This is a genomic window from Mucilaginibacter sp. L3T2-6, from assembly GCF_030519355.1.
GTDB lineage: Bacteria > Bacteroidota > Bacteroidia > Sphingobacteriales > Sphingobacteriaceae > Mucilaginibacter.
In genome coordinates this window covers 1-21,440 of record NZ_JAUMKC010000023.1, presented here as the reverse complement: position 1 = coordinate 21,440, position 21,440 = coordinate 1, and the positions used below count along the sequence as shown (strand labels likewise).

Genomic DNA, 21,440 nt, shown 5'->3' with positions numbered 1-21,440 from the left:
TCAAATCTTCAAACCACCAAATTTTCAAATCGAAAAAATGAGTTTAACTATCAAAGTTCCGCCGGTTGGCGAATCGATTACCGAAGTAACACTGTCGAGCTGGAAAAAGAAAGACGGCGACACCGTGCAGATGGATGAGGTAATTGCTGAATTAGAATCAGATAAAGCTACTTTCGAGCTAACGGCCGAACAAGCCGGTGTCTTAAAACTATCGGCCAAAGAGGGTGATGTATTGCCTATCGGCGCCACGGTTGCTGTTATAGAAGATGGCGGTGCTGCCGCCCCTGCAAAAGAAGCAGCACCCGCAGCCCAGCCTCAGCCTGAAGTTGTTGCTAACGCCCCGGCTCCTGCACCTGCAGCCGCAACCCCTGCTGCTGCTGCAACAGGTTCTTTAGAAGTAAAAGTTCCTCCGGTTGGTGAATCTATAACGGAGGTAACATTATCCCGCTGGATTAAGAAAGATGGTGATGCGGTAGCAATGGACGAGGCGATTGCTGAGCTGGAATCAGACAAAGCGACATTCGAGCTAACGGCTGAAAAAGCGGGAACATTGAAGACTTTAGCTAAAGAAGGCGATGTATTGCCTATCGGCGCGGTGGTTTGCACTATCGAAGGCGCCGGCGCTGCTGTCCCGGCCCCTAAGCCTGCGGAAGCTGCATCCACTTCTGCACCGGTAAGCAACGGAAAGGCAACTACCTATGCGTCGGGCACCCCTTCGCCTGCTGCAGCAAAAATACTGGCCGAAAAAGGTGTTGAAGCAAGCTCGGTAAGCGGCACCGGTGTTGCCGGGCGTATCACCAAGGAAGATGCCCTGCTGGCTCAAAAAGTTTCAGAAAATCCACAGGCTCCAAAAGAAATGTCGGGAACTGCGGCTGCTCCTGCCAAACCTGCCGCTGCTCCTGCCGCTAAGGCCGAGACCGTTGCGTCTGGTCCGCGGTCTGACCGTCGCGAAAAAATGTCGTCGCTGCGTAAAACAGTAGCAAAAAGGCTTGTATCGGTAAAGAATGAAACAGCGATGCTGACCACCTTTAACGAAGTGGATATGTCGCCGATTATGGAGCTGCGTGCTAAATATAAAGACAAATTTAAAGAGAAACATAACGTAGGCTTAGGCTTTATGTCGTTCTTTACCAAAGCTGTTTGCGAGGCATTGAAAGACTGGCCCGCCGTTGGTGCACGTATTGAAGGTGAGGAAATTGTTTACAGCAACTTTGCCGATATATCTATTGCCGTATCGGCCCCTAAAGGCCTGGTGGTACCCGTTATACGTAATGCCGAAAGCATGAGCCTGGCCGAAATAGAAAAAGCTGTGGCCGCGCTTGCCGTTAAAGCCCGCGAAAACAAACTCACACTGGAAGAAATGACCGGCGGTACATTCACCATCACTAACGGTGGTGTGTTTGGCTCCATGATGTCGACACCGATATTGAATTCGCCGCAATCGGCCATATTGGGTATGCACAACATCATTGAGCGCCCCGTTGCTGTAAACGGACAAGTAGTTATCCGCCCGATGATGTACCTGGCCCTATCCTATGATCACCGCATCATTGACGGCCGTGAGTCTGTAAGTTTCCTGGTACGCGTTAAGCAATTGCTGGAAGACCCTGCAAGATTGTTATTGGGGGTATAACCTAAGATTTGCAGGAATTAGAGGATTTATAGTATTATAAAATAGTAAACCCGGCTTAGGCCGGGTTTTTTGTTTATCACCGTTATTTAGCTGGAAAGATTCGGCAGAAATTCACATTCTGCATAACGTAACCTTTTCTATGTATGGCTGTAAGGCGTTTTATATTGCCTATGGCTATCGCTCACATAACTGAGATATTTTTCGAACCAATGACGATGGTTGTAACGTCCCATTGGTATTTATGCGTACCGTTGCCGGACCTTTCTATTCATTTTTCTGCTCGTCAGATTTTTATTCCCTTATGTTTTAAATAGATTTATATATTTATTAATCAATTATATATTTTCAAATCATAAAATTATCAACTTCAATGATTCTAATCCTCTGTAGCATCCTCATAGCAGAAATATGGAAGAGATGCCGGGGAAACTTATCTATTCGCGAACTATGAGACAAATACTTACCCGTCTTTTTTTTGTAATTATCTTATTCCACGCATCATTAGCGTTAGCTCAGGAAGATAAAGCCGTTGCAAAGGCTCTTTATGAGAAAGCGGCGGGAATGCGTAAAAATGCGAATAAGTATATTAGTAAAGATCCAGCTTTAGCCGACAGGCTATATGCAGAAGCCAACGAGGTTTATCCGGGAGAGCCGGACAATTCTGACGGAGAATGGAAATATATCGATTACCTGCCCCGGATCCGACTGGAAAGAGGCGATATGAGGGGTGCGAATAAAGCGGGGCAAACTGCCCTGGACCGTTATGCTAAAATGACAATGGTCTACGGCGTGAAGGGGTTGTCGGAAGGCCTGAAGCCGGTTGAACCCTATATTTTCCTGGTACTGCTTAACCGGGCAAGCGCTAACCTTACTTATGGCGATGTGAAGGTTGCCTATGCGGATATTGAAAAAATTATCCAAATGGGCGTTAATGAAAAGAATTATAAATCAAAGCACTCGGGTTGGGAGGGCATGATCGGCGGTGTATCGGTACGGAGCGTTTTCCAAAGGGCACAGTACGTTGCTTTTTTAAATAACGACGGGGATATAATTCAAAAAATGCAGCCGGTTTTAAGCCAGATGGGCGAGAAAGACATGGTTGCGACGGGGGATATTTACTTAAGCATTATCACAAAAAATTATGACAAGGCCATTGACTTGGCCACAGCATTTTTACAAACGGGGGGGAGCAACCGCGTTAACGGGCGCTTCCTCCTCGCGTGGACATACGCCTTGAAAGGAGACACCGTAAAATCTGCTGAATACACGAGGCTGGTTGTAAAAAATTTATTTATCACCGAAAGGATGGTAGCCCGCATCAGGGCAGTCAATGCTATAACGCAGCATCAGTATAATAAAGCGCTGGAATATGCAAGTGAAGGGCTAAAGCCATACCGGTACCTGTATCTCAAGTTCGATCAGCCCGGCAAGTCCTTTTACTATGGGCTTCGTGGCGATGCCTATACGGGGCTTAAGCAATATGAGAAGGCGCGCGCCGAGTACGAAAAAGCCCTGTTGTATAACGAAGGTTATGACGTAGCAATGCAGGGCCTGGCTAATATTGAGGTACTGGTGGCTAAAGAGCGTAAGGTGGACAAAACCGGGCCGGAGATTGTGATAACTGAACCTGCATCTGCCCGAGGACTGAAAGTAGTAGCTGCAGGTAATGACATCACTGTTCGGGGATCAGCAAATGACCCTTCCGGCATTAAAGAAGTAAAAGCAAACGGGCAAAACCTGTACTTCCAGCCTAACGGCACTTTCTGGGGTAGCATAAAGCTTGCTGAAGGCAACAACAAAATCGAAATTGAGGCGGTCGATATGGCCGGTAACAGTGCTCAAACATTTGTTGAAGTGGAGAAAAAGGCAGAAATAAAGCAAGATGAGCAGATAGTGCCGGTGGTAAAGGCGGAGGCAAAGAACTATGCCCTGATCATTGCTGCTCAAAATTACGATGACCCCAATATTCCATCGCTGGAGCATCCGGTGGCAGACGCTATTAAGCTTAAACTGGTGCTGAAAAATAATTACAGCTTTGCCGACGACAATATATACACACTTTTTAACCCGGCAGTTAACGACTTTAAGAAGAAGTTTGCAGAACTTACAGATGTGATTCAACCAGACGATAACCTGATTATTTTTTACGCAGGTCATGGTATTTGGGTAAATAAAGAGAAAAAAGGGTATTGGCTGCTTACCGATGCGCTCCGGAATGATGTTAACACCTGGCTGCCTAACAAAACAGTGCTTGAAATGATAGCTAAAATACCTTCGCGGCATACACTGCTTATTACAGATGCTTGCTTTTCGGGCTCGGTGTTCCGAACCCGTGGTTTAGGCGCCGATGCGCCCCCTGCCTTGCGCGAGATGAGCGAAAAGGTAAGCCGCGTGGCTATTACGTCGGGCAATGACACAGAAGTGCCTGACGAAAGTGTATTTATGAAGTACCTGATCAAGGCTTTGTATGAAAACAAGGAGAAATACTTAGCAGCGCAAAAGATGTTCATTAACCAGATTATTGAAGCTGTAATAGCTGAGACGAAAACGGAGCCGCGTTATGGAACGCTGGAATTGGCCGGGCACATCGGTGGAGATTATATTTTCATCCATAAATAATGAAGTCCGGTAATAAGTGGTTAATCAGTTTTCTGCATGCGTTTGTTTTGCTGCTGCTTACCGCATGGTGGATTAATAGTGATTATACCTATGGCGATGAACGCATGCTTATTCAGCAGGCTTCGATCTTTAAAAGGGTTGTACTTGGCTTGGATGAAGATCCGCCCAAAAAGGATTTTCTTTTTATCAACCTTGCACATGACAAAGCCTTAATCCCCATCGCCGATGGCCTGGGTAATGACGTAATTACCGACCGTGAAAAGCTGGCGTCTTTTTTTGAAATTTTTAAACGTCATCAAAAAGAGATTAGATTTGGGTTGTGCGATGTTTTCCTGAAGGGGCATTCTGATTATGATGTGCAGTTGGAGCGTTCTGTGGCGGGCATCCATAACATTATATTCCCGACACATTACGATGAAAACGGAAAAGTTGAGCCGTTGAGCCTGAGGGTTCCGCATGCGATGGCTGATTACAGGATGGCCAACAGCGGATTTTTCAAGTTCAAATTATTCCAGAATGACTCTATACCCTCAATCCCTGTCTATCTTTACCAACAGCTAACAGGCAATCATTTCACCTGGTTATATGGCTGGCCTATGGATAATGGCCGGTTAACAATGAATTCGATGATAATCGATTATCCTATCCGAAGTTATGAACTTTTTCAGCAGGCGGAATATCCGGTAGTTAATCTTTCAGAACTTATGATTTTGCCTGAGCAAACCATAGTAAACGAGTTTCTTAAAAACCGGATAGTATTGCTTGGCGACTTTGAAAATGACGTTCACGACACGATCTACGGAAAAACGCCCGGGACACTCATTCTGCTAAATGTTTATCTAACTATGATGTCGGGCCGCCACCTGGTCAGTTTGTGGTGGCTTTTATTTTTAATTGGCGGTTATACCATTTTCTCCAGGCTAATGTTATTTCCACAATACGGAAAAGCAAAACATATGCGCTGGTTTGCGCCATTGCTGGCGAGTGCTACGTTTTTAGCTTTTCTTTCGGTGATATCATATTTAATGTTTCATCAGCCTGTGCAGGTGCTGGTTTTAACCATCTACATAAACTTTCTTCGGTTTTTGATACAACTACGGCAGCAGGAATGGAACCGGCACAAGTTAAAGGAATATTTGATTAACTTACGTGAAACCTATCTTAATTTTAAATAATAATGCGATTAATATTTGTATTGATGTTTGTCACGCTGTCCTCTTTTTTTCAAAATGAAAAATATTACGTGACGTTTGTAAAAGGAACAGTTAAGTTACAGCGTAACAGGAGCCCGGTTAAAATCGGTGATGCCCTCGGTCCCACCGATCAATTAATTTTTGTCGGGAAAGATGCGAAGGTCTCTTGTATCAGTCCGGGAAAAGGCCGGTTTGATTTAAGCGCCGGCAGTGCAAAAACCACACCCGATGGAGAAGCGCTGGCCACACTAAAAAATGCCCTGATTCCGGCGCCAGGCAGCTATCATTTAAGTACCCGGGCTTTAGGCTCAACCGAATACGATCCGAAAAGTTATTTTCGTTGTGCAGAGACGGGTGACCGTATATGTCTGGTGACTGACGAGCCTTTGGCCATTACTTCAGATTACAAACGCGATAATCAAAATTTTTTCTTTTTGCAATATGCCATCAACGGTAAAACACTAGCCCGAAAGGTAAAGCAGAATGCATCAGGCATTACTTTTACCGATGATCTTTTTCCTGAGGGCATTCCATCTAAAGCAATGTTGTGTTATCAGTCCATATCTGCCGGAAGGCCGGTTTCCTCCATCGTAGCGGAGTTTCAGCCGGCAATGGTTTCTAAAAGTACGCTAAAACAAGAACTTGAGGTCATCGCTCATAACAGCGGGTTATCTGATCAAAAAATTCTTAAACAAGAACTTGCAGCGCATGTGTATGCGAACTATGGTAAAATCGGTAGTGAAGTTTTAACAACTATCTATCCATGACCGGCGGTAAATTTACAATCAACAATGGTAGTGTGTTTGGCTCCATGATGCCGACACCGATATTGAATTCGTCGCAGTCCCCATCCTACGATCACCGCATCATTGACGGCCGCGAGTCTGTAGGCTTCCTGATACGCGTTAAGTAACTATTGGAAGCCGGCAAGATTGATATTGGGGGTATAGTCTGAGATTTGTGGGACTAGCGGATCGAAAGATTATAGCGTTATAAATAGTAACCCGGTTTAGGCCGGGTTTTTTGTTATATTTTAATTAATAGGTATATTTGTTTATGGCGAAAATAATTGAAGTTAACAAGTCGACCGGACGACGTAAGGTTGATGAAGAATTAACTAAGCTTCAAGGGAAAAAGAAGCCCATAGATTTATCAAAATATTTTGGTAAGATAAATTTTGGAGAAGACGGCCTGACCTATCAACTAAAGATTCGTGATGAATGGCGATAGAATAGTCGCTGATACCTCCCTTATCATCAATCTATTTAATGGTGTTGAAGAGGTTAGAGAGTTAATAACAGGGCGTAACTTATTTGTTTCTATAATCTCAGAAATCGAGGTTTTAAGCCACTCCAAACTTACTCCCGCAGATAGCCGGCTTCTGAAAGATTTTCTGTCTAAGTGTTATATTGTTGATATTGAGCCATCTATAAAGGATATTACTATACAGATTAGAGTGAAGTATAAAACCAAGCTGCCAGATGCTGTAATTGCTGCCACAGCTATATATTTCGATTTGCCTCTGTTTACAATGGATACGGGATTTAAGACGATTATTGATTTGCAAGCTGTGGTTTTGTCGCTCTAATCCTTTATACCTTAACCGATAGACCATACCATATTACATTAGAAAATGATAGGAAGAAAATCCCTTTGGAAAAGTGACAGACAGTTTATTAAAGCGATTTCTCTTACCTTTACAGCCTGAAAATATCAGGTAAAACATGCCCTCATCTGCCTTAAAGTCCATCCACCCCAATAAGCTTGTCTGGTATTTCCTGCTGGGCTGGACGGTGCTAAACCTGGTGCAAGCCAGCACGCTTGAACTGCAGGGCGATGAGGCCTATTACTGGATGTACTCCCGCTACCTCGACTGGGGCTATTTCGATCATCCGCCCATGGTGGCCCTGCTCATTCGCATCGGCGACAGCATTATGCATAACGAGCTTGGGCTACGGCTGTTTACCGTACTTACCAGCTCGGCATCCATTTGGCTGCTTTGGCTTACGCTGAAACAATATGCCGTGGATGCACTTGCATTTGTATTAGTGGTATCCGGCGTATTTATTTTCCATATTTATGGGTTTACCACCACCCCTGACGGGCCGCTGTTCTTTTTTACAGCTCTGTTTTACTTTCTTTACCAACGGTATCTTAAATCGGATAGCTGGGCATTAGCCGCATTGCTCGGCTTTACTATCGCCTGTTTGCTATACAGCAAATACAACGGCATACTGGTGGTCGGATTCACTTTACTGGCTAATTTGAAATTGGTAAGGCGTCTTTCTTTTTGGGGAATCGTAGTAATTTCTGTAGCGCTTTTTGTGCCGCATATTATCTGGCAGGCCAATCATGATTATCCATCCATCAATTATCACCTGTTTGAGCGGTCGTCTGATAAATATGATTTCCTGAATACCTTTTCCTATATACCCGGCCAACTGCTGATGGCTGGTCCGCTGATAGGATGGTTCCTGTTTTACAAAGCTTACACCGTTAAAATTACGGATGCGTTTATCCGCTGTTTAGTGGTTAACTGTTTGGGCACTTTCCTGTTTTTCCTCATCAGCAGCGTCAAAGGCGAGGTGCAGCCGCAATGGGCGTTTATCCTGTTTGCCCCGCTGGTAATGCTGGCTCTTATCCATTTTAAACAGCAAAACGGTTGGCCCAAGTGGCTGCTGCCGCTGGCGATCGTCAATGTGAGCATTATTGTCATCGTCAGAATTATCGTAATCGGTGGCTTTGGCTTTGCCCGCACTTATGGTCACCTTAAAAGCTATTATGGTTTTAAAGAGTGGACGCACCTGGTAAAACAAAAAGCCGGAGATAACTACGTGGTGATGGCAGAGGGTTTTCAAAATCCGTCAAAATATAATTATTATACCAACAGCCTGAAATGTTTTGCATACGACAGCCGCTATTACCGGGCAACCCAATATGACATCTGGCCGATGGAAGACAGTATCCAGCATAAAAAGGTGCTTTATTTAACCATCGAACCCATTCCCGGCCTCGCTAATGACTCGATAAAAAACGAGGCTGGCCGCTGGTATTACAATTGGGTGCAGGATGTGCGCACTTATCAGAAAGTGATGATTGAAACCGGACCACTTAAGTTAAGTACAACTCCCGGCGCGACAACCAACTTCAATCTGACTATAAGCAATCCATACCCTTATCCCATCAGCTTTACCGACAGCGGTTATACGCACCCGGTAAAACTGGAATATTGTTTTTTTAGGGATGACGTGCTGACCGGTGTGGTTGAGGCGAAGGACACTTATAAAAAAATAACTTTACAGCCCGGTGAGCAAACCCATTTTACTTTTCCCGTAACTTCGCCGAAAGAAAAGGGGGATTATAGTCTCATTTTTTCCCTGCGCACTGAGCCTTTTTATGGGAGTAAAAATAGCCGCGTAATAAAATTAACTGTTAAATAACATCGCCCCGTGATAAAAAAGATTTACCTCACTATTTTCATTTCGCTGACAGCAATTACCGCCTCGATGGCACAAAGCCTCGACATACATTTTAACGGACTCGGCTTTTTGGATAACCGCGAGTATAAAGATTTTACAGCGCGCTCGCGTACCTATTCAGGTACCCGTGTCGCTCTTGATTTGGGCCTTAACCTTGACAGCGTAAATCACTTTATTGTGGGTGTGGATGGTATACACGAGTTCGGTGCAAAGCCCTATTTTTTAAAGGCGAATCCGGTAGCCTATTATAAATACGAAAGCAAGAACTGGCTTTTTGATGCCGGTGAATTTCCGCGTATTGGTTTGCTGGATAATTATCCGCGCGCCTTGTTGAATGATACCCTACGTTACTACCGACCAAACATAGAAGGTCTGCTGGCGCGGTATCAAAACCCACATTTTACCGAAACCGGCTGGATTGACTGGGTAAGCCGCCAAACCGCTACCGATCGTGAGCAGTTTTTATTTGGTTTTGAAGGCAAGTGGCGGCCATCGCTAACGGGTCCGTTTTATATTTCGCACTATGTGCTGATGCTGCACGATGCAGGGGCGGAGATATTATTACCAAACGACCATATCGGCGATGACGGCGGCGGACAAATAAAACTCGGTCTCGATTTTAGTCATAAGCAAACCACATTTGATTCGCTGTCTGTTGAGGCAGGTTTCATGGGCTCTTTTCAACGCAGGAGAGGCGTTGATGGTGGTAAGTTTCAAAAAGGTTTTGTCGCCAGCGCCTATGTCAGCTATCATCGCTTTGCTGCCTTTAACGAATTTTATGCCGGGCAGGGCTCTGAACTAAGCTTCGGCGATGCCTTTTACGAAAAGAAATTCTATGACCGCCTGGACTTAATGTTTACCCCTTTTCTGTTCAACCGCATCAAAGGACAGTTTATCTTCAGCATACACCGCACGCCGGGCTTTACCAGTAACCAGGAAGCATTCAGGGTAACCTATGATTTGGGAAGAAAAACCCTGGTGAGGTGGAAGTATAATTAGACCTCGAAACAAACTTAAAGCCTGTCATTGCGAGGAACGAAGCAATCTCGTTGCCATACTTAGCCCGCTATGCATCGTCTACAATACCTGTGATGAGGCTGCCGCGCTCGGTCCTCGCTAGCAAATTGATTTATAACGCCGAGCCTTGCACCACCCCTCTATCCAATATCCTTTTATCAATAAAATGCTGTATCTCTGACTTTTTAAATCCCCAGTTAGGAGCGATCAGCAATTCACGGTCACTTAGCCCGAACAGACGTTGAATAACAACATCAGGGCGCACAAGAGGTAGCAATTCACATAAAAAATCCGCATACTCATCCAGCTCAAAAAGTTTAAACGGCTCGCGCTTATATTTTACGCCCATAACTGAGCCTTCCACAATATGCAGGTGATGGAATTTTACAAATTTTATCTGGGGAAAACGGTTGATCTCATCAGCATAGCGCAGCATCATTTCCTTAGTTTCCCACGGGAAACCGAAAATAGTATGCACGCAGATATCCAGCTTGCTGTTCTCTGTCAGCTTTAATGCCTTTATCAAATCATCATGACTGCATCCCCGGTTTATCTGCATCAGGGTGTCGTTGTAGATAGACTCCATGCCCATTTCCAGATCAACGTCGAAGCGGTCGGTATAGCTTTCCAGCAGGGCAATTTTTTCGGCGTCGATGCAATCCGGCCGGGTGCCAACCGAAAGACCCACAATATCTTCAGTACCGTAGCTCAAAGCCTCGTCGTACAGCATTTTAAGATAATGCGCCGGCGCGTAAGTATTGGTATTAGGTTGAAAGTAGATAATAAATTTATCTGCTTGAGTGGTCCTGCGGGCGCGTTCCATGCCCTGAATAACCTGTTCGCGCACGGTAGGAGCACTACGCGACACCGATGGAGTAAAGGAGTCGACATTACAATAAGTGCAGCCGCCATAGCCTTTAGAACCATCCCGGTTGGGGCAGGTAAAGCCGCCATCAACAATCACCTTAAACACTCGGTGCCCCTTGTATTTTTCCTTAAGCCACGGGCCATAATTGTTATAGCCTTTCTCCCAAACTGTTGTTATTGCTGATTCCACCGATTATTAATTGATTTCACCGATTAGTTGTGAAATCATTGATTGCTGCAAAGATACAGATTTTTGCAGCATCGGCGGATTGTTGCTTAATTGGCTGTTATAGAACAGATCACCCGTTTGTCATTGCAATGGACAAAGTTTATTAGGAATGTTAATGCTTCTTTTGTACCGCCACACTCACCAACCCAATCCCCGCAAGCAAAATCACGTACCCAAACCAATCCCCAAAGCGTGAGTAAATGGTATCGATGTGCTCCATTGAAACATCGCCAACCAGCGTTGCCGCTTTGCTGTTAGAGCAGCTGGTCTCATGAGTAACCCGGCCGTAATAATCGTTGATGGTTAACCGGCCGAGCCTCGCCGTGCGGACTTGTGAAAAACCGTTCTCGACGCTGCGTAAGATGGCCATGCGGGAATGCAGCCAGTCGTCAACAATAAAATCCCAGGCGGGCACAAATACAAAACCTGCTTTAGCTGCCCCATAGCGATTGATATACTGCTGAAAATCCAGATCCTTGCAAATGGCGACACCCGCTTGCTTGCCCTGGTAGTTGAACAGGCCGATATCTTTTCCCGGTGTAAACTGCTGCTCGAAGCCGACAACCAAATGGACCTTGTTATAATCGGTAGCGGTTTCGCCTTCATCGTTAATGACCACAGCCGAATTACGCTCCTTGTCACCTTTAAAGTTGGTATAGCCGGTGATAATGAAGATATGATTTCGCCTGGCCACAGCGCGGAGCTTACCTGTAATACTGTCGTCCATCTGTTTGCTTGCGGCAATGGCTCTTTCAGGAAAGACGACCACCCTAGCACCCCGGGCCGCCAACAAGGACGCCTGTTTGGCATATTCGGCGGCTACAACTTTTTGCTTTCCAAAATCAGGATCGTCATTGGTGCTGTGGATGTTTTCAGTCAGCGCCGCTAAGCCAACCCTCACCATGTTTTTATCAGCCGGAGAACCTATGCGTATAACTCCCCATATAAGCGTTACGGCAATAATTCCCCCGCCGATACTTAGGGTGCGAATCAGTTTATTCTTTTCCGCACGGTAATGCCAGACCAGTGCGATCACCGATGGAATAAAAGTCACCATAAAAGTTACGCCCAAAATACCGGTGATGGCTGCAATTTGAATAATGGGCAAACAGTTCAGCTGTGTATAGGCCAGGCTGGTGGCGGTGCCGTCGGGCGAGAAGCACATCATAACAAACTCGTACAGGGTAATAAAAACCGGGAATACAAATATGGCAGACCACGCATTTATCCGCAGTACAACCCATCGCGTTAGCAAAACAATCAGCGCGAATATGAGCGGAAGCGCGATGGTGTAAATAATAGCCGGCACCAAAGCAGCAACCCGTTCCAAATAGCTGAACCAGCTTAGCCTGCCAATAATATTAGCCAAAAATGCAATAAGGAATGCAGTTCCTGGTCGTACCCGTAGCGCCAATATCAACACAGGAACCGGGGCGACCCAAAGTATAAACCACAAATCGCCGGTCAACCCATTGGAAAAATACCATGCGAAACCGGAAAATAAAATACCTGCGGCTATCCATAATTTTGAAACGGGTGCGGGCGGAGTTATCGGTTGATTGACAGTCATAAACGGTTTAAATTCATGACAAAGGTAGGCCGCGGGAAGCTATTGGTGTGTTGACAAATGTCAATAAATGAAGCTTTAGTTTGGTTATGCCGCTAAGCGTGCGCTTCTAATTGCTTAGCGATAAACAGATCGTACTCCATTTGCAGGCCAAGCCAATAATGCGAGCTGATGCCTAATATTTTTTCAAGCCGTACGGCTAAACGTGCCGATATATTTCTTTTGCCCGCAAATATTTCGCTTAAGTGGTGCGGCAGAATGTCCAGTTGTTTTGCCACCTCCTTTTTCAGTAAATCTCTTTCCTCAATTTCCTCCAGTAAAAATTCACCGGGATGATAGGCTTCGATCTCTATTTCATTACCGTTATGATCTAATACCTGATTGTTCATAAAAGTATAAGCCCTCCTTGGGCATAAGTTTAAGCATAGTGGTTGCTGATCTCTTCAATGCAAATTATTTCAATCTTGCCACCGCCTTCTAAGTTTTCAATGCGAAATATCAGGCGGTAACTAATATTCAAACGAATTGAATATTTGCCCTCGTATTTCTTTCCTTTTAATTTTTCGAAGTGAAGGCTTTTTATCGCTCTTAAATCATTGCTGTTATGCGCAACTTTGATTTTGAACAGGCATTTTCTGAACGCCTTAATCACTTCAATTGGATATGGCGATTTACCACTCCAGTCATACCTCGCCATCTCTCCTAGAGAGCGGTCTTCAATAACAACTTGCATGTTAGGTAATATTATGAATCCGGTTTTTCAATTGCTTTGCCATTCTCTGCTTTAAATAATGTTTGAACTTATAGCAAATTTACAAATCATAAATTAATTACCAAAAAAAGGTTACTAAATCTGGCAAAAGATAAAAATGGAAATTACCAGACTAGAGATAGCATATAGAGAATCTGTCATCGAGGGTGGTTTTGGGTTAGGTTCGGTCTAATTGCAAGTGACTAAAGACTACTGTCTTGGGACTCAAGACTAATAATATTATGCACGCATAGTTTTTGATGCATTATTTATATTAATTTTGCGTTTTATCAATTATAGCCTGCATGGAAACCGTAGCTCCCTATAAATCGAAACACAAGATCCGTTTTGTAACTGCCGCGTCATTGTTCGACGGGCACGATGCGACTATCAACATTATGCGCCGCATTTTGCAGTCGTCAGGGGCTGAGGTAATTCATTTGGGGCATAACCGCTCAGTTGAGGAGGTAGTGAATTGCGCCATACAGGAAGACGTACAGGGGATTGCTTTAACCAGCTACCAGGGCGGCCACATGGAATATTTTAAATACATGTACGATTTGCTGAAAGAGCGGGGTGCAGGCCATATTAAGATATTTGGCGGTGGTGGCGGGGTATTTTTGCCTGATGAAATCACCGAGTTGCAGGCTTACGGTATTGCAAAAATTTATTCGCCTGATGATGGCCGCACCATGGGCTTGCAGGGCATGATAAATGATATGCTGATAAAATGCGACTTTCAGCATAAAATAAAACTGAACGGCGAACTGAAGCATTTGCCCGAAAAAGATGCGAAATCAATTGCTACCGCCATCAGCGTGGTGGAAAATTATCCATCGGAAGCTGATGCATTTTTAAGTGATGTACATAAAATAATAGGTACTTGCCATACGCCGGTATTGGGTATAACGGGAACCGGTGGTTCGGGTAAATCATCATTAGTGGATGAAATTGTTCGCCGGTTTTTGATGGAGACCGATAAAACCATGGCCATCATTTCGGTAGACCCATCCAAACGTAAAACAGGCGGCGCATTGCTTGGCGACAGGATAAGGATGAATGCCATTAACAGCCCGCGCATTTATATGCGGTCGTTAGCTACCAGGCAGGCTAACCTTGCTCTGTCAAAACACGTGCAGGAATCCATAGATATATGCAAGGCCGGTGGTTATGATTTGATTATTGTAGAGACTTCGGGCATCGGGCAATCAGATACGATGATTACCGATTACTGCGATTTGTCGCTTTACGTAATGACACCGGAATTTGGCGCGGCTACCCAGCTGGAAAAAATCGACATGCTTGATTTCGCGGATTTGGTGGCCCTCAACAAGTTCGATAAACGAGGCGCTTTAGATGCCATCCGCGATGTGCGCAAGCAGTACAAGCGCAACCACATGCTGTTTAATGCCAAAGACGAGGATATTCCCGTGTATGGCACCATGGCTTCGCAATTTAACGACCCCGGCATGAACATGCTGTTTGCTGCGCTGATGAAAGCCATCAAAACAAAAACGGGTGTCGATCTTTTTGAGGGAAAAGATGAAAGGTTAAAGGCGAGCGGTGAGGAATCGGAGAAGATATACATTATACCGCCGGACAGAAGCCGTTACCTGGCAGAAATTGCCGAAAGCAGCTACGCCTACAACGAATGGGTAAGTGAGCAATGTAAAATAGCGCAGCAATTGTATGCGATCAGCTTAACGCAAACTCTTTCCAAAGGAGAAGGGTTAAAAGAAGGATTACTGGAAATTAAAAACCACCTGGAAGAACATCTTCACGCAGATTGTAAGCGCCTGCTGCGGGAATGGCCAGAGACTGTTGCCAAATACAAGGCCGAAAATTTTATTTATAAGGTGCGCGATAAAGAGATCAGGCAACCGCTGTATTATACCTCATTATCTCAACTGCAAATACCCAAAATATCCCTGCCGAAATATGAAGCCTGGGGCGATATTCTCCGCTGGCTCCTCACTGAAAACGTGCCGGGCGAGTTCCCCTATGCTGCAGGCGTCTTTCCGCTAAAACGCGAAGGCGAAGACCCTACCCGTATGTTTGCCGGGGAGGGTGGTCCGGAGCGTACCAATAAGCGTTTCCATTATGTGTCATTCGGCCAGCCGGCACACCGGTTGTCGACCGCGTTTGACTCGGTGACCCTTTATGGTGAAGACCCGCATACCCGCCCGGATATTTATGGTAAGATCGGTAACTCTGGCGTTAGTATTGCCACGCTGGATGACGCTAAAAAGCTGTATTCAGGATTTGATTTGTGCAGCCCGTCTACATCCGTATCCATGACGATAAACGGTCCGGCGCCCATGTTGCTCGGCTTTTTTATGAATGCCGCCATTGACCAGCAATGCGAGAAATACATTAAAGAAAATAACCTTGAACATTTGGTAGAAGCAAAGTTTAAGGAATTGTATGACGACAGGGGATTGGAGCGACCGGTTTATGGGGTTCGCCTCAATTCAGGTCTCTCCAAAGGAGAGTGTTCTGAAGGTCCGGAGGCCGCAAGCGCAGCTCAAGTCCTCTCCTTTGGAGAGGATTTAGGTGAGGCCACAAATAACAACAAGGGTGCTGCCTCTCAACCAGACAGGCAAGCCTTACCCCCCGGCAACAACGGCCTTGGCCTAATGCTCCTCGGCCTCACAGGCGACCAGGTGCTCCCTGCCGATATCTATGCTAAAATAAAAGCCCACGCTATCTCAACCGTTAGGGGCACCGTGCAGGCGGATATACTAAAAGAAGACCAGGCACAAAATACCTGTATTTTTTCAACAGAGTTTGCCCTGCGTATGATGGGCGATATCCAGCAGTATTTTATTAACGAGAAGGTTCGGAATTTCTATTCGGTGTCTATCTCAGGTTACCATATTGCCGAAGCCGGCGCCAACCCGATAACACAGCTGGCTTTCACGCTGTCGAATGGTTTTACTTATGTAGAGTATTACCTCAGCCGTGGTATGCATATCGATGATTTTGCGCCCAACCTCTCGTTCTTCTTCAGCAACGGCATCGATCCGGAATACTCGGTGATTGGCCGCGTAGCGCGCCGCATCTGGGCAAAGGCTATCAAAAACAAATATAAAGGCAACGATCGCTCGCAAAAACTAAAATATCACATCCAAACCAGCGGCCGCTCATTGCACGCGCAGGAAATTGATTTTAACGATATCCGTACCACTTTGCAAGCGCTGTACGCTATTTATGATAATTGCAACTCGCTGCATACCAACGCTTATGATGAGGCCATTACCACGCCGACAGAGGAATCCGTTCGCCGTGCAATGGCCATCCAGCTCATCATTAACCGTGAGCTCGGCCTCGCCAAAAACGAAAACCCGATACAGGGCGCTTTCATTATCGAAGAGTTGACCGACCTGGTAGAAGAAGCCGTTTTAAAAGAATTTAAGGCTATTAACGATCGCGGTGGCGTACTTGGTGCAATGGAGACCATGTACCAGCGCAGCAAAATACAGGAAGAATCCCTTTATTACGAAACCCTTAAACATACCGGCGAATACCCCATCATCGGCGTAAATACTTTCCTTAATAAAAAAGGCTCGCCAACCATTGTACCATCCGAAGTTATCCGCGCCACCGAAGAAGAAAAGCAATACCAGATTGCTGCCCTGCAAGCATTTCAGCAACGTAATGAAGACATCGTGCCAGCTCTTTTAAAAGGCCTGCAGCACAAAGCCATTGCCGGCGAAAATATCTTCGAAAGTTTAATGGAAGCGTGTAAGTATTGCTCGCTGGGGCAGATATCGCATGCATTGTATGAGGTAGGGGGGCAGTATAGGAGGAATATGTAAAGTGTTGGTTAATTAGAAAACAGAGGTTAGTGATTTGGTGGAAAGTTGTATTTTGCGGCTTTCGATTCAAATGCCAAGCCTATACATCATAGCAGGCTGTAACGGCGCGGGTAAAACCACCGCGAGTTACACCATTTTGCCTGAAATGCTGAATTGTAAAGAGTTTGTAAATGCGGATAGTATAGCGGCAGTACTCTCTCCTTTTAATCCGGACTCGGGAAGTTTGGGATACAAGATTACTTCGGTTTATTTTTGGCTTAGTTCGCCAGACGAGGCTAAACAACGAGTGGCAACCAGGATGGAAAAAGGCGGGCATTATATTCCCGATGATGCCATTAAAAGAAGAAGATATTATGCTGGAATTATGCCCTTCATCATTTATACATGCCGGTTTGCGATTTTTGGATCATCTTGAATAATACAACAGGTAGCCCGGATTTTATAGCTGAAGGAGAGTTGAATAAATCTAAAATTGTTTATAGCAACGATATCTGGAGCATCATGAAAAATCAGAGTGATGAAAATTAAGCCAGAGAATATTGAACTTCGTAATAAGATAATAGAAGGAGCGAATAAGGCTTATAGAAATTTAGTAGTCAATAGCGCGGAAAAAAACAAAGTCTTGTTGTGGCAGATAAAGAAGGCAATATCCCCCACGTCCCGGCTAAAGAGTTACTAAAAAGCTTTCAGAATAACCCTGAAAGCTTTTTTAGTAACTCAGGCTCTTTTAAATCGCCTCTCAATTCACACTTGTACCAAATGTATTCCTTTCTATACCCACATACCTCATCATTACCGCTTGTCTGATTAGTGCCGGAGGCAGAATGCCCTGCGACAGTATAAAGTCATGGAAACGCTGTGCGTTAAATTTTTTGCCGAGGGTTGCTTCCACTTCTTTGCGCAGTGCAATCATTTTGGTGAAACCATAAAAATAGCTGTTGGCCTGGCCGGGTGCATTCAGCGTGTAGCGCTGTACTTCCTGGGTTGCAAAGGCGTGCGATTGTACCACATCGGTCATGAGTAGGTTAAGTGCTTGTTCCTGGGTGATGGTGCCGGCCTGCAGCTCAGGGTCTAAAAAGGCGCGGGCAGCACGCAGCAGGCGGTAATCCAGCGATACCAGCTGACCCTCAATCGGAAAGAACGGACGGGTGATGTATTCAGAATATAATCCCCAGCCTTCAACATTGGTGGAGTTGAAAGCATACAGGGCGCGTGCCTGCGAAACGCCTTCTTCAACCATCTTATCAAATTGCAATTCATGACCGGGGCGCGCTTCATGCGCAATGATGGTCCATGAGGCGGCATCGAAGGTAAAGTCGTCGTATTTGTCAACTTTTTGACCTGGGGCAGGCGGCATGTTCAGCGGCAACACAAAAACGCCGCGCTGACCGGTATTATTCAAAAACGGCGGCGGCACCATGTGCGGTGCAGGCGACTGTGCAGTTTCTGCCTCGGTGGCCAGCCGGATGATGGCCGGGCGTTCCGGAAGGGTCACGAGATGTTGTTCTCTGATAATTTTTTCGATATCGGCCAGGTGTCTTTTGTAGATCGGCATGATAGAGTCGCCAATGATCTGTTTTTTCTTTAGATATTTTATCACCTCGCGGTAGTCGCTTGATGGCAGGTTATATTTTTTGGCTACCTGCTCGGCCAGCGGCTTCATTTGGTTTTGAATGTCGGTGAAAGCTTCATGCGCCATTTTTGCAATCTCAGCAGGGGGAATATCAATGCCATATCCTTGCAGGTTCAGTGCATATTCCTCCGGCGGCAAGCGGAAATCGGTGCGGGCTTTGGTTAATACGTTGGCTTTCGCCCATTCATCGTAAGCCTCCAGTTGCTTTTTGATGGCAGCGAAAGCAGTTTCCCAACCGGTTACTTTATATTTCTTAAACAGCTCCGGTATGCCTGCGAGCATACTGGCGTTGCGCGACATTTCAACTTCCATCGCCTGTTTGGATGGATAGATCATGTTGGGCTTGCCAATCTGCTCCATGGTGCGCTCCTTGTAAATGGCGCTGATGGACTGATAGCCCTGCTCCAGTCCGGCATATTTTTTTAAACGGACAACTGCCGACGGCCGCCGCTCAGCCGGCGTCTGGTCGTCAAGTAAAGTCTGTAGTCCGCTAAAAACTGTGGCCGTAGGGTTGAGGTACGATACCTCGCGGGAATCGCTGAAATCTTCGTTTTTGAAACCCAGCTCCAATTGGTTGATCAATATATCCAGGTCCTGCCTGATGAAAGCGTTTGTTTCGGTTCTCTTTGCTTTTTGAAAACCGGCGAGGGCTGCTTCGCGTTCCTTACGCTGCGCTTTTTGATTAGCAATGGTTGGCACGGCTATCAATTTATCATACTGCGCCAAACCCTGCGACGAGCCAAATTCAGGAGAATACTTTTTAGAGATATCAATAAGTACCTTGGTGTATTCGTTGGATTTTGCCACCCAGGCCTTGTTGCCGGTTTGAGCGTTGGATATAATGGGTGTTAAGACACATGCCGCGCTAATCATAACGCTCAGTATGCCATTTTTTAATAAGGTCATTTACTTTTTTAGATTTATGGAGGGTAAAAATAGGGATTAATGCGCTTAACAGGCAATAAACTACACGATTTTCTAACGGACTTTAAACGTAATGGGTACGCTATACGGTTATTCGTCAATGGTCCCTTCTGCCTGCTCAATCATCATGCGATAGCGGGGTATTAAATTGCCATCGACGCGAATGGATTTAAGTGTACCGGTTAGCCGGCAGATCTTGCCTTCGCTTTTTTCAAATTTTTCGTTGCTAAAAGGTTTGGACATTACTATATATTCAAAACACAATATTTGAGTTTTAGCCCGATTGGACGCGGTTATAAACAGGGTGTCCGTTTTTCCCGAAGACCTGTCGATCGTATTGAAACCTTGCTTCAATGCGATAGGGTGTCCGGGTAATTTAACTTTCATGCCAACAAACTCTTTTACATTATTCAATGCTGTTTCATGACTTATTCTTCCGTCATTCATCAAACCGGAATTTGAAAATATGTACATATACCTGAGGTTAGCAGCGTCATAATCATTCAGTTTTTCTTTTGGGATTTTCTGAAGGTATTGTTTAGAAAGTTTAGAAGCTCCCGGCCAATCTTCTTTTTCGAGGCAATTTATTACTTTACCCCATTCGTCGTCGGTTATTACGCCTTGTGACCGGCCGGTTTGTATGAAGATGATAATTAGCGATAAGGCGAGAATGACTTTTTTCATGTGTTTAAAGTTGCATTAAAATAAAACTTTTTCAAGGTTTTAGAAATTCTATTTTTTTATTTAATATGTTTGGAGATGTATGTATCAGCTGTTTACTCCAGGATTAAGACTCTCAGTTGGCATATTGCTTTTTCTATTGTCTGGCACTTCCCATATCAGGGTAGACAAACCGGAAATGCCGTTAAGTCAACCTTCGGTTGGTAAAGATACGATCCCCTACAACGCCCAAAAACTCATCGCCGCCTATCCCAACTTTGTTAAAGGCTATGCAGACGACCACATCATTCTAAAAGACGGCACCAAATTATTATGGGATGACGGCGTCAAAAACAAATCGCCCCAACAGCTATTGGATAAATCCGACCTTGACGATATGTTCGCGCAGCATTACGACATAGGCGAAATAAAAGCCAACCCACCCAAAAACTTCGACCCCGGCCGGATAAGAAACGAAGTATTCTTTTTAAAAATGTACGGCAGCAGCGAATCCGAAGTGCGTAAAAACCTGACAGAAATTGTTTGGTGTCCGAAACTGGTCAACCAGAAAATAACGGTAACCCGTATTAATGGGGTCGATAAAAAGATTCAGCAACTCTCCGCCGAGTTGGATAATCACCCCGAATTAAAAAAATACCTCACCAACATCGGCGGAACCTTTGCCTGGCGTAATATTGCCGGCACGCACCGCCATAGCATGCACAGCTATGGGATGACGATTGATATCAATACTACTTATTCCGATTATTGGGAATGGGCCTGCAAATGCACTAATGAAAATGCAACGCTTATATACAAAAATCGAATACCTAACGTTATAGTTCAGATATTCGAGAAATACGGATTTGTATGGGGTGGCAAATGGTACCATTATGACACCATGCATTTTGAATACCGGCCTGAGCTGCTAATTTGAGCCGATAACTCTTCGCACCTCACCTAAATCCTCTCCAAAGAGTAATAGCCCATTAAAAGACAAATAAAACATGTATCTTTATGGGAATGAATATCATAGATACAATAAAGCGC

At 45.1% G+C, this 21,440-nt stretch carries 18 protein-coding genes; 12 read left to right on the top strand and 6 right to left on the bottom strand.

From position 1 onward, the window contains the following. Positions 1–37 precede the first annotated feature (37 nt). From odhB to Q3W13_RS20710, 9 genes are all read left to right on the top strand, one after another. Entirely contained in the window at positions 38–1,633 is a 1,596-nt protein-coding gene (odhB, locus tag Q3W13_RS20750; RefSeq protein WP_302867181.1) for a 2-oxoglutarate dehydrogenase complex dihydrolipoyllysine-residue succinyltransferase, read from the top strand. 447 nt (positions 1,634–2,080) lie between these two features. Beyond that, complete coding sequence (locus Q3W13_RS20745; RefSeq protein WP_302867180.1) at positions 2,081–4,252, top strand: caspase family protein; 2,172 nt, start codon at positions 2,081–2,083, stop codon at positions 4,250–4,252. Beyond that, positions 4,252–5,427: a CHASE2 domain-containing protein gene (locus tag Q3W13_RS20740; protein WP_302867178.1), complete on the top strand. Its 1,176-nt coding sequence runs from the start codon at positions 4,252–4,254 to the stop codon at positions 5,425–5,427. The genes Q3W13_RS20745 and Q3W13_RS20740 overlap by 1 nt, the downstream gene beginning before the upstream one ends. Before the next feature lie 2 nt (positions 5,428–5,429). Beyond that, positions 5,430–6,212 (top strand): hypothetical protein, encoded by a 783-nt coding sequence (locus tag Q3W13_RS20735; protein WP_302867176.1) that lies wholly within the window; start codon positions 5,430–5,432, stop codon positions 6,210–6,212. Beyond that, complete coding sequence (locus tag Q3W13_RS20730; RefSeq protein WP_302867175.1) at positions 6,209–6,358, top strand: hypothetical protein; 150 nt, start codon at positions 6,209–6,211, stop codon at positions 6,356–6,358. Before Q3W13_RS20735 ends, Q3W13_RS20730 begins: the two co-directional genes overlap by 4 nt. 143 nt (positions 6,359–6,501) lie before the next feature. After that, positions 6,502–6,675 carry a hypothetical protein gene (locus Q3W13_RS20725; protein WP_302867173.1) on the top strand — a complete coding sequence of 58 codons (174 nt, stop codon included), beginning with the start codon at positions 6,502–6,504 and terminating at the stop codon, positions 6,673–6,675. Next, complete coding sequence (locus Q3W13_RS20720) at positions 6,662–7,033, top strand: type II toxin-antitoxin system VapC family toxin (RefSeq protein ID WP_302867171.1); 372 nt, start codon at positions 6,662–6,664, stop codon at positions 7,031–7,033. Before Q3W13_RS20725 ends, Q3W13_RS20720 begins: the two co-directional genes overlap by 14 nt. Before the next feature lie 136 nt (positions 7,034–7,169). After that, on the top strand, positions 7,170–8,885 hold the full coding sequence (locus Q3W13_RS20715; protein WP_302867170.1) for a glycosyltransferase family 39 protein: 1,716 nt from the start codon (positions 7,170–7,172) through the stop codon (positions 8,883–8,885). A 9-nt stretch (positions 8,886–8,894) separates the two neighbouring features. Further along, positions 8,895–9,923: a hypothetical protein gene (locus Q3W13_RS20710; RefSeq protein ID WP_302867168.1), complete on the top strand. Its 1,029-nt coding sequence runs from the start codon at positions 8,895–8,897 to the stop codon at positions 9,921–9,923. A 130-nt stretch (positions 9,924–10,053) separates the two neighbouring features. On the opposite strand, the gene Q3W13_RS20705 is transcribed toward Q3W13_RS20710, so the two are convergent. From Q3W13_RS20705 to Q3W13_RS20690, 4 genes are all read right to left on the bottom strand, one after another. Then, positions 10,054–10,998: a TIGR01212 family radical SAM protein gene (locus Q3W13_RS20705; protein ID WP_302867165.1), complete on the bottom strand. Its 945-nt coding sequence runs from the start codon at positions 10,996–10,998 to the stop codon at positions 10,054–10,056. Between the two features lie 151 nt (positions 10,999–11,149). Next, a complete protein-coding gene (locus Q3W13_RS20700; protein ID WP_302867162.1) occupies positions 11,150–12,607 on the bottom strand; it encodes a nitrilase-related carbon-nitrogen hydrolase in 1,458 nt (485 codons plus the stop codon). A 92-nt stretch (positions 12,608–12,699) separates the two neighbouring features. Continuing rightward, a complete protein-coding gene (locus Q3W13_RS20695) occupies positions 12,700–12,993 on the bottom strand; it encodes a HigA family addiction module antitoxin (RefSeq protein ID WP_302867159.1) in 294 nt (97 codons plus the stop codon). Between the two features lie 29 nt (positions 12,994–13,022). Further along, positions 13,023–13,337 carry a type II toxin-antitoxin system RelE/ParE family toxin gene (locus Q3W13_RS20690; RefSeq protein WP_302867157.1) on the bottom strand — a complete coding sequence of 105 codons (315 nt, stop codon included), beginning with the start codon at positions 13,335–13,337 and terminating at the stop codon, positions 13,023–13,025. Positions 13,338–13,660: 323 nt separating this feature from the next. Between Q3W13_RS20690 and Q3W13_RS20685 the strand changes: the two genes are divergently transcribed. Continuing rightward, positions 13,661–17,173, top strand: coding sequence for a methylmalonyl-CoA mutase family protein (locus Q3W13_RS20685; RefSeq protein WP_302867155.1), 3,513 nt, complete (start codon positions 13,661–13,663; stop codon positions 17,171–17,173). A 70-nt stretch (positions 17,174–17,243) separates the two neighbouring features. Next, positions 17,244–17,588, top strand: a complete 345-nt coding sequence (locus Q3W13_RS20680) for a hypothetical protein (RefSeq protein ID WP_302867152.1) — start codon at positions 17,244–17,246, stop codon at positions 17,586–17,588. 324 nt (positions 17,589–17,912) lie between these two features. Here Q3W13_RS20680 and Q3W13_RS20675 read toward each other — a convergent pair whose 3' ends face one another. Next, positions 17,913–19,712, bottom strand: a complete 1,800-nt coding sequence (locus tag Q3W13_RS20675) for a DUF885 domain-containing protein (RefSeq protein WP_302867150.1) — start codon at positions 19,710–19,712, stop codon at positions 17,913–17,915. Positions 19,713–19,820: 108 nt separating this feature from the next. Then, positions 19,821–20,414, bottom strand: coding sequence for a hypothetical protein (locus Q3W13_RS20670; RefSeq protein WP_302867149.1), 594 nt, complete (start codon positions 20,412–20,414; stop codon positions 19,821–19,823). Positions 20,415–20,493: 79 nt separating this feature from the next. Here Q3W13_RS20670 and Q3W13_RS20665 point away from each other — a divergent pair, with 79 nt between their 5' ends. Beyond that, the gene (locus Q3W13_RS20665; protein ID WP_302867146.1) at positions 20,494–21,327 is read left to right on the top strand and encodes a M15 family metallopeptidase; all 834 of its coding nucleotides are present in this window, start codon (positions 20,494–20,496) and stop codon (positions 21,325–21,327) included. Positions 21,328–21,440 lie beyond the last annotated feature (113 nt).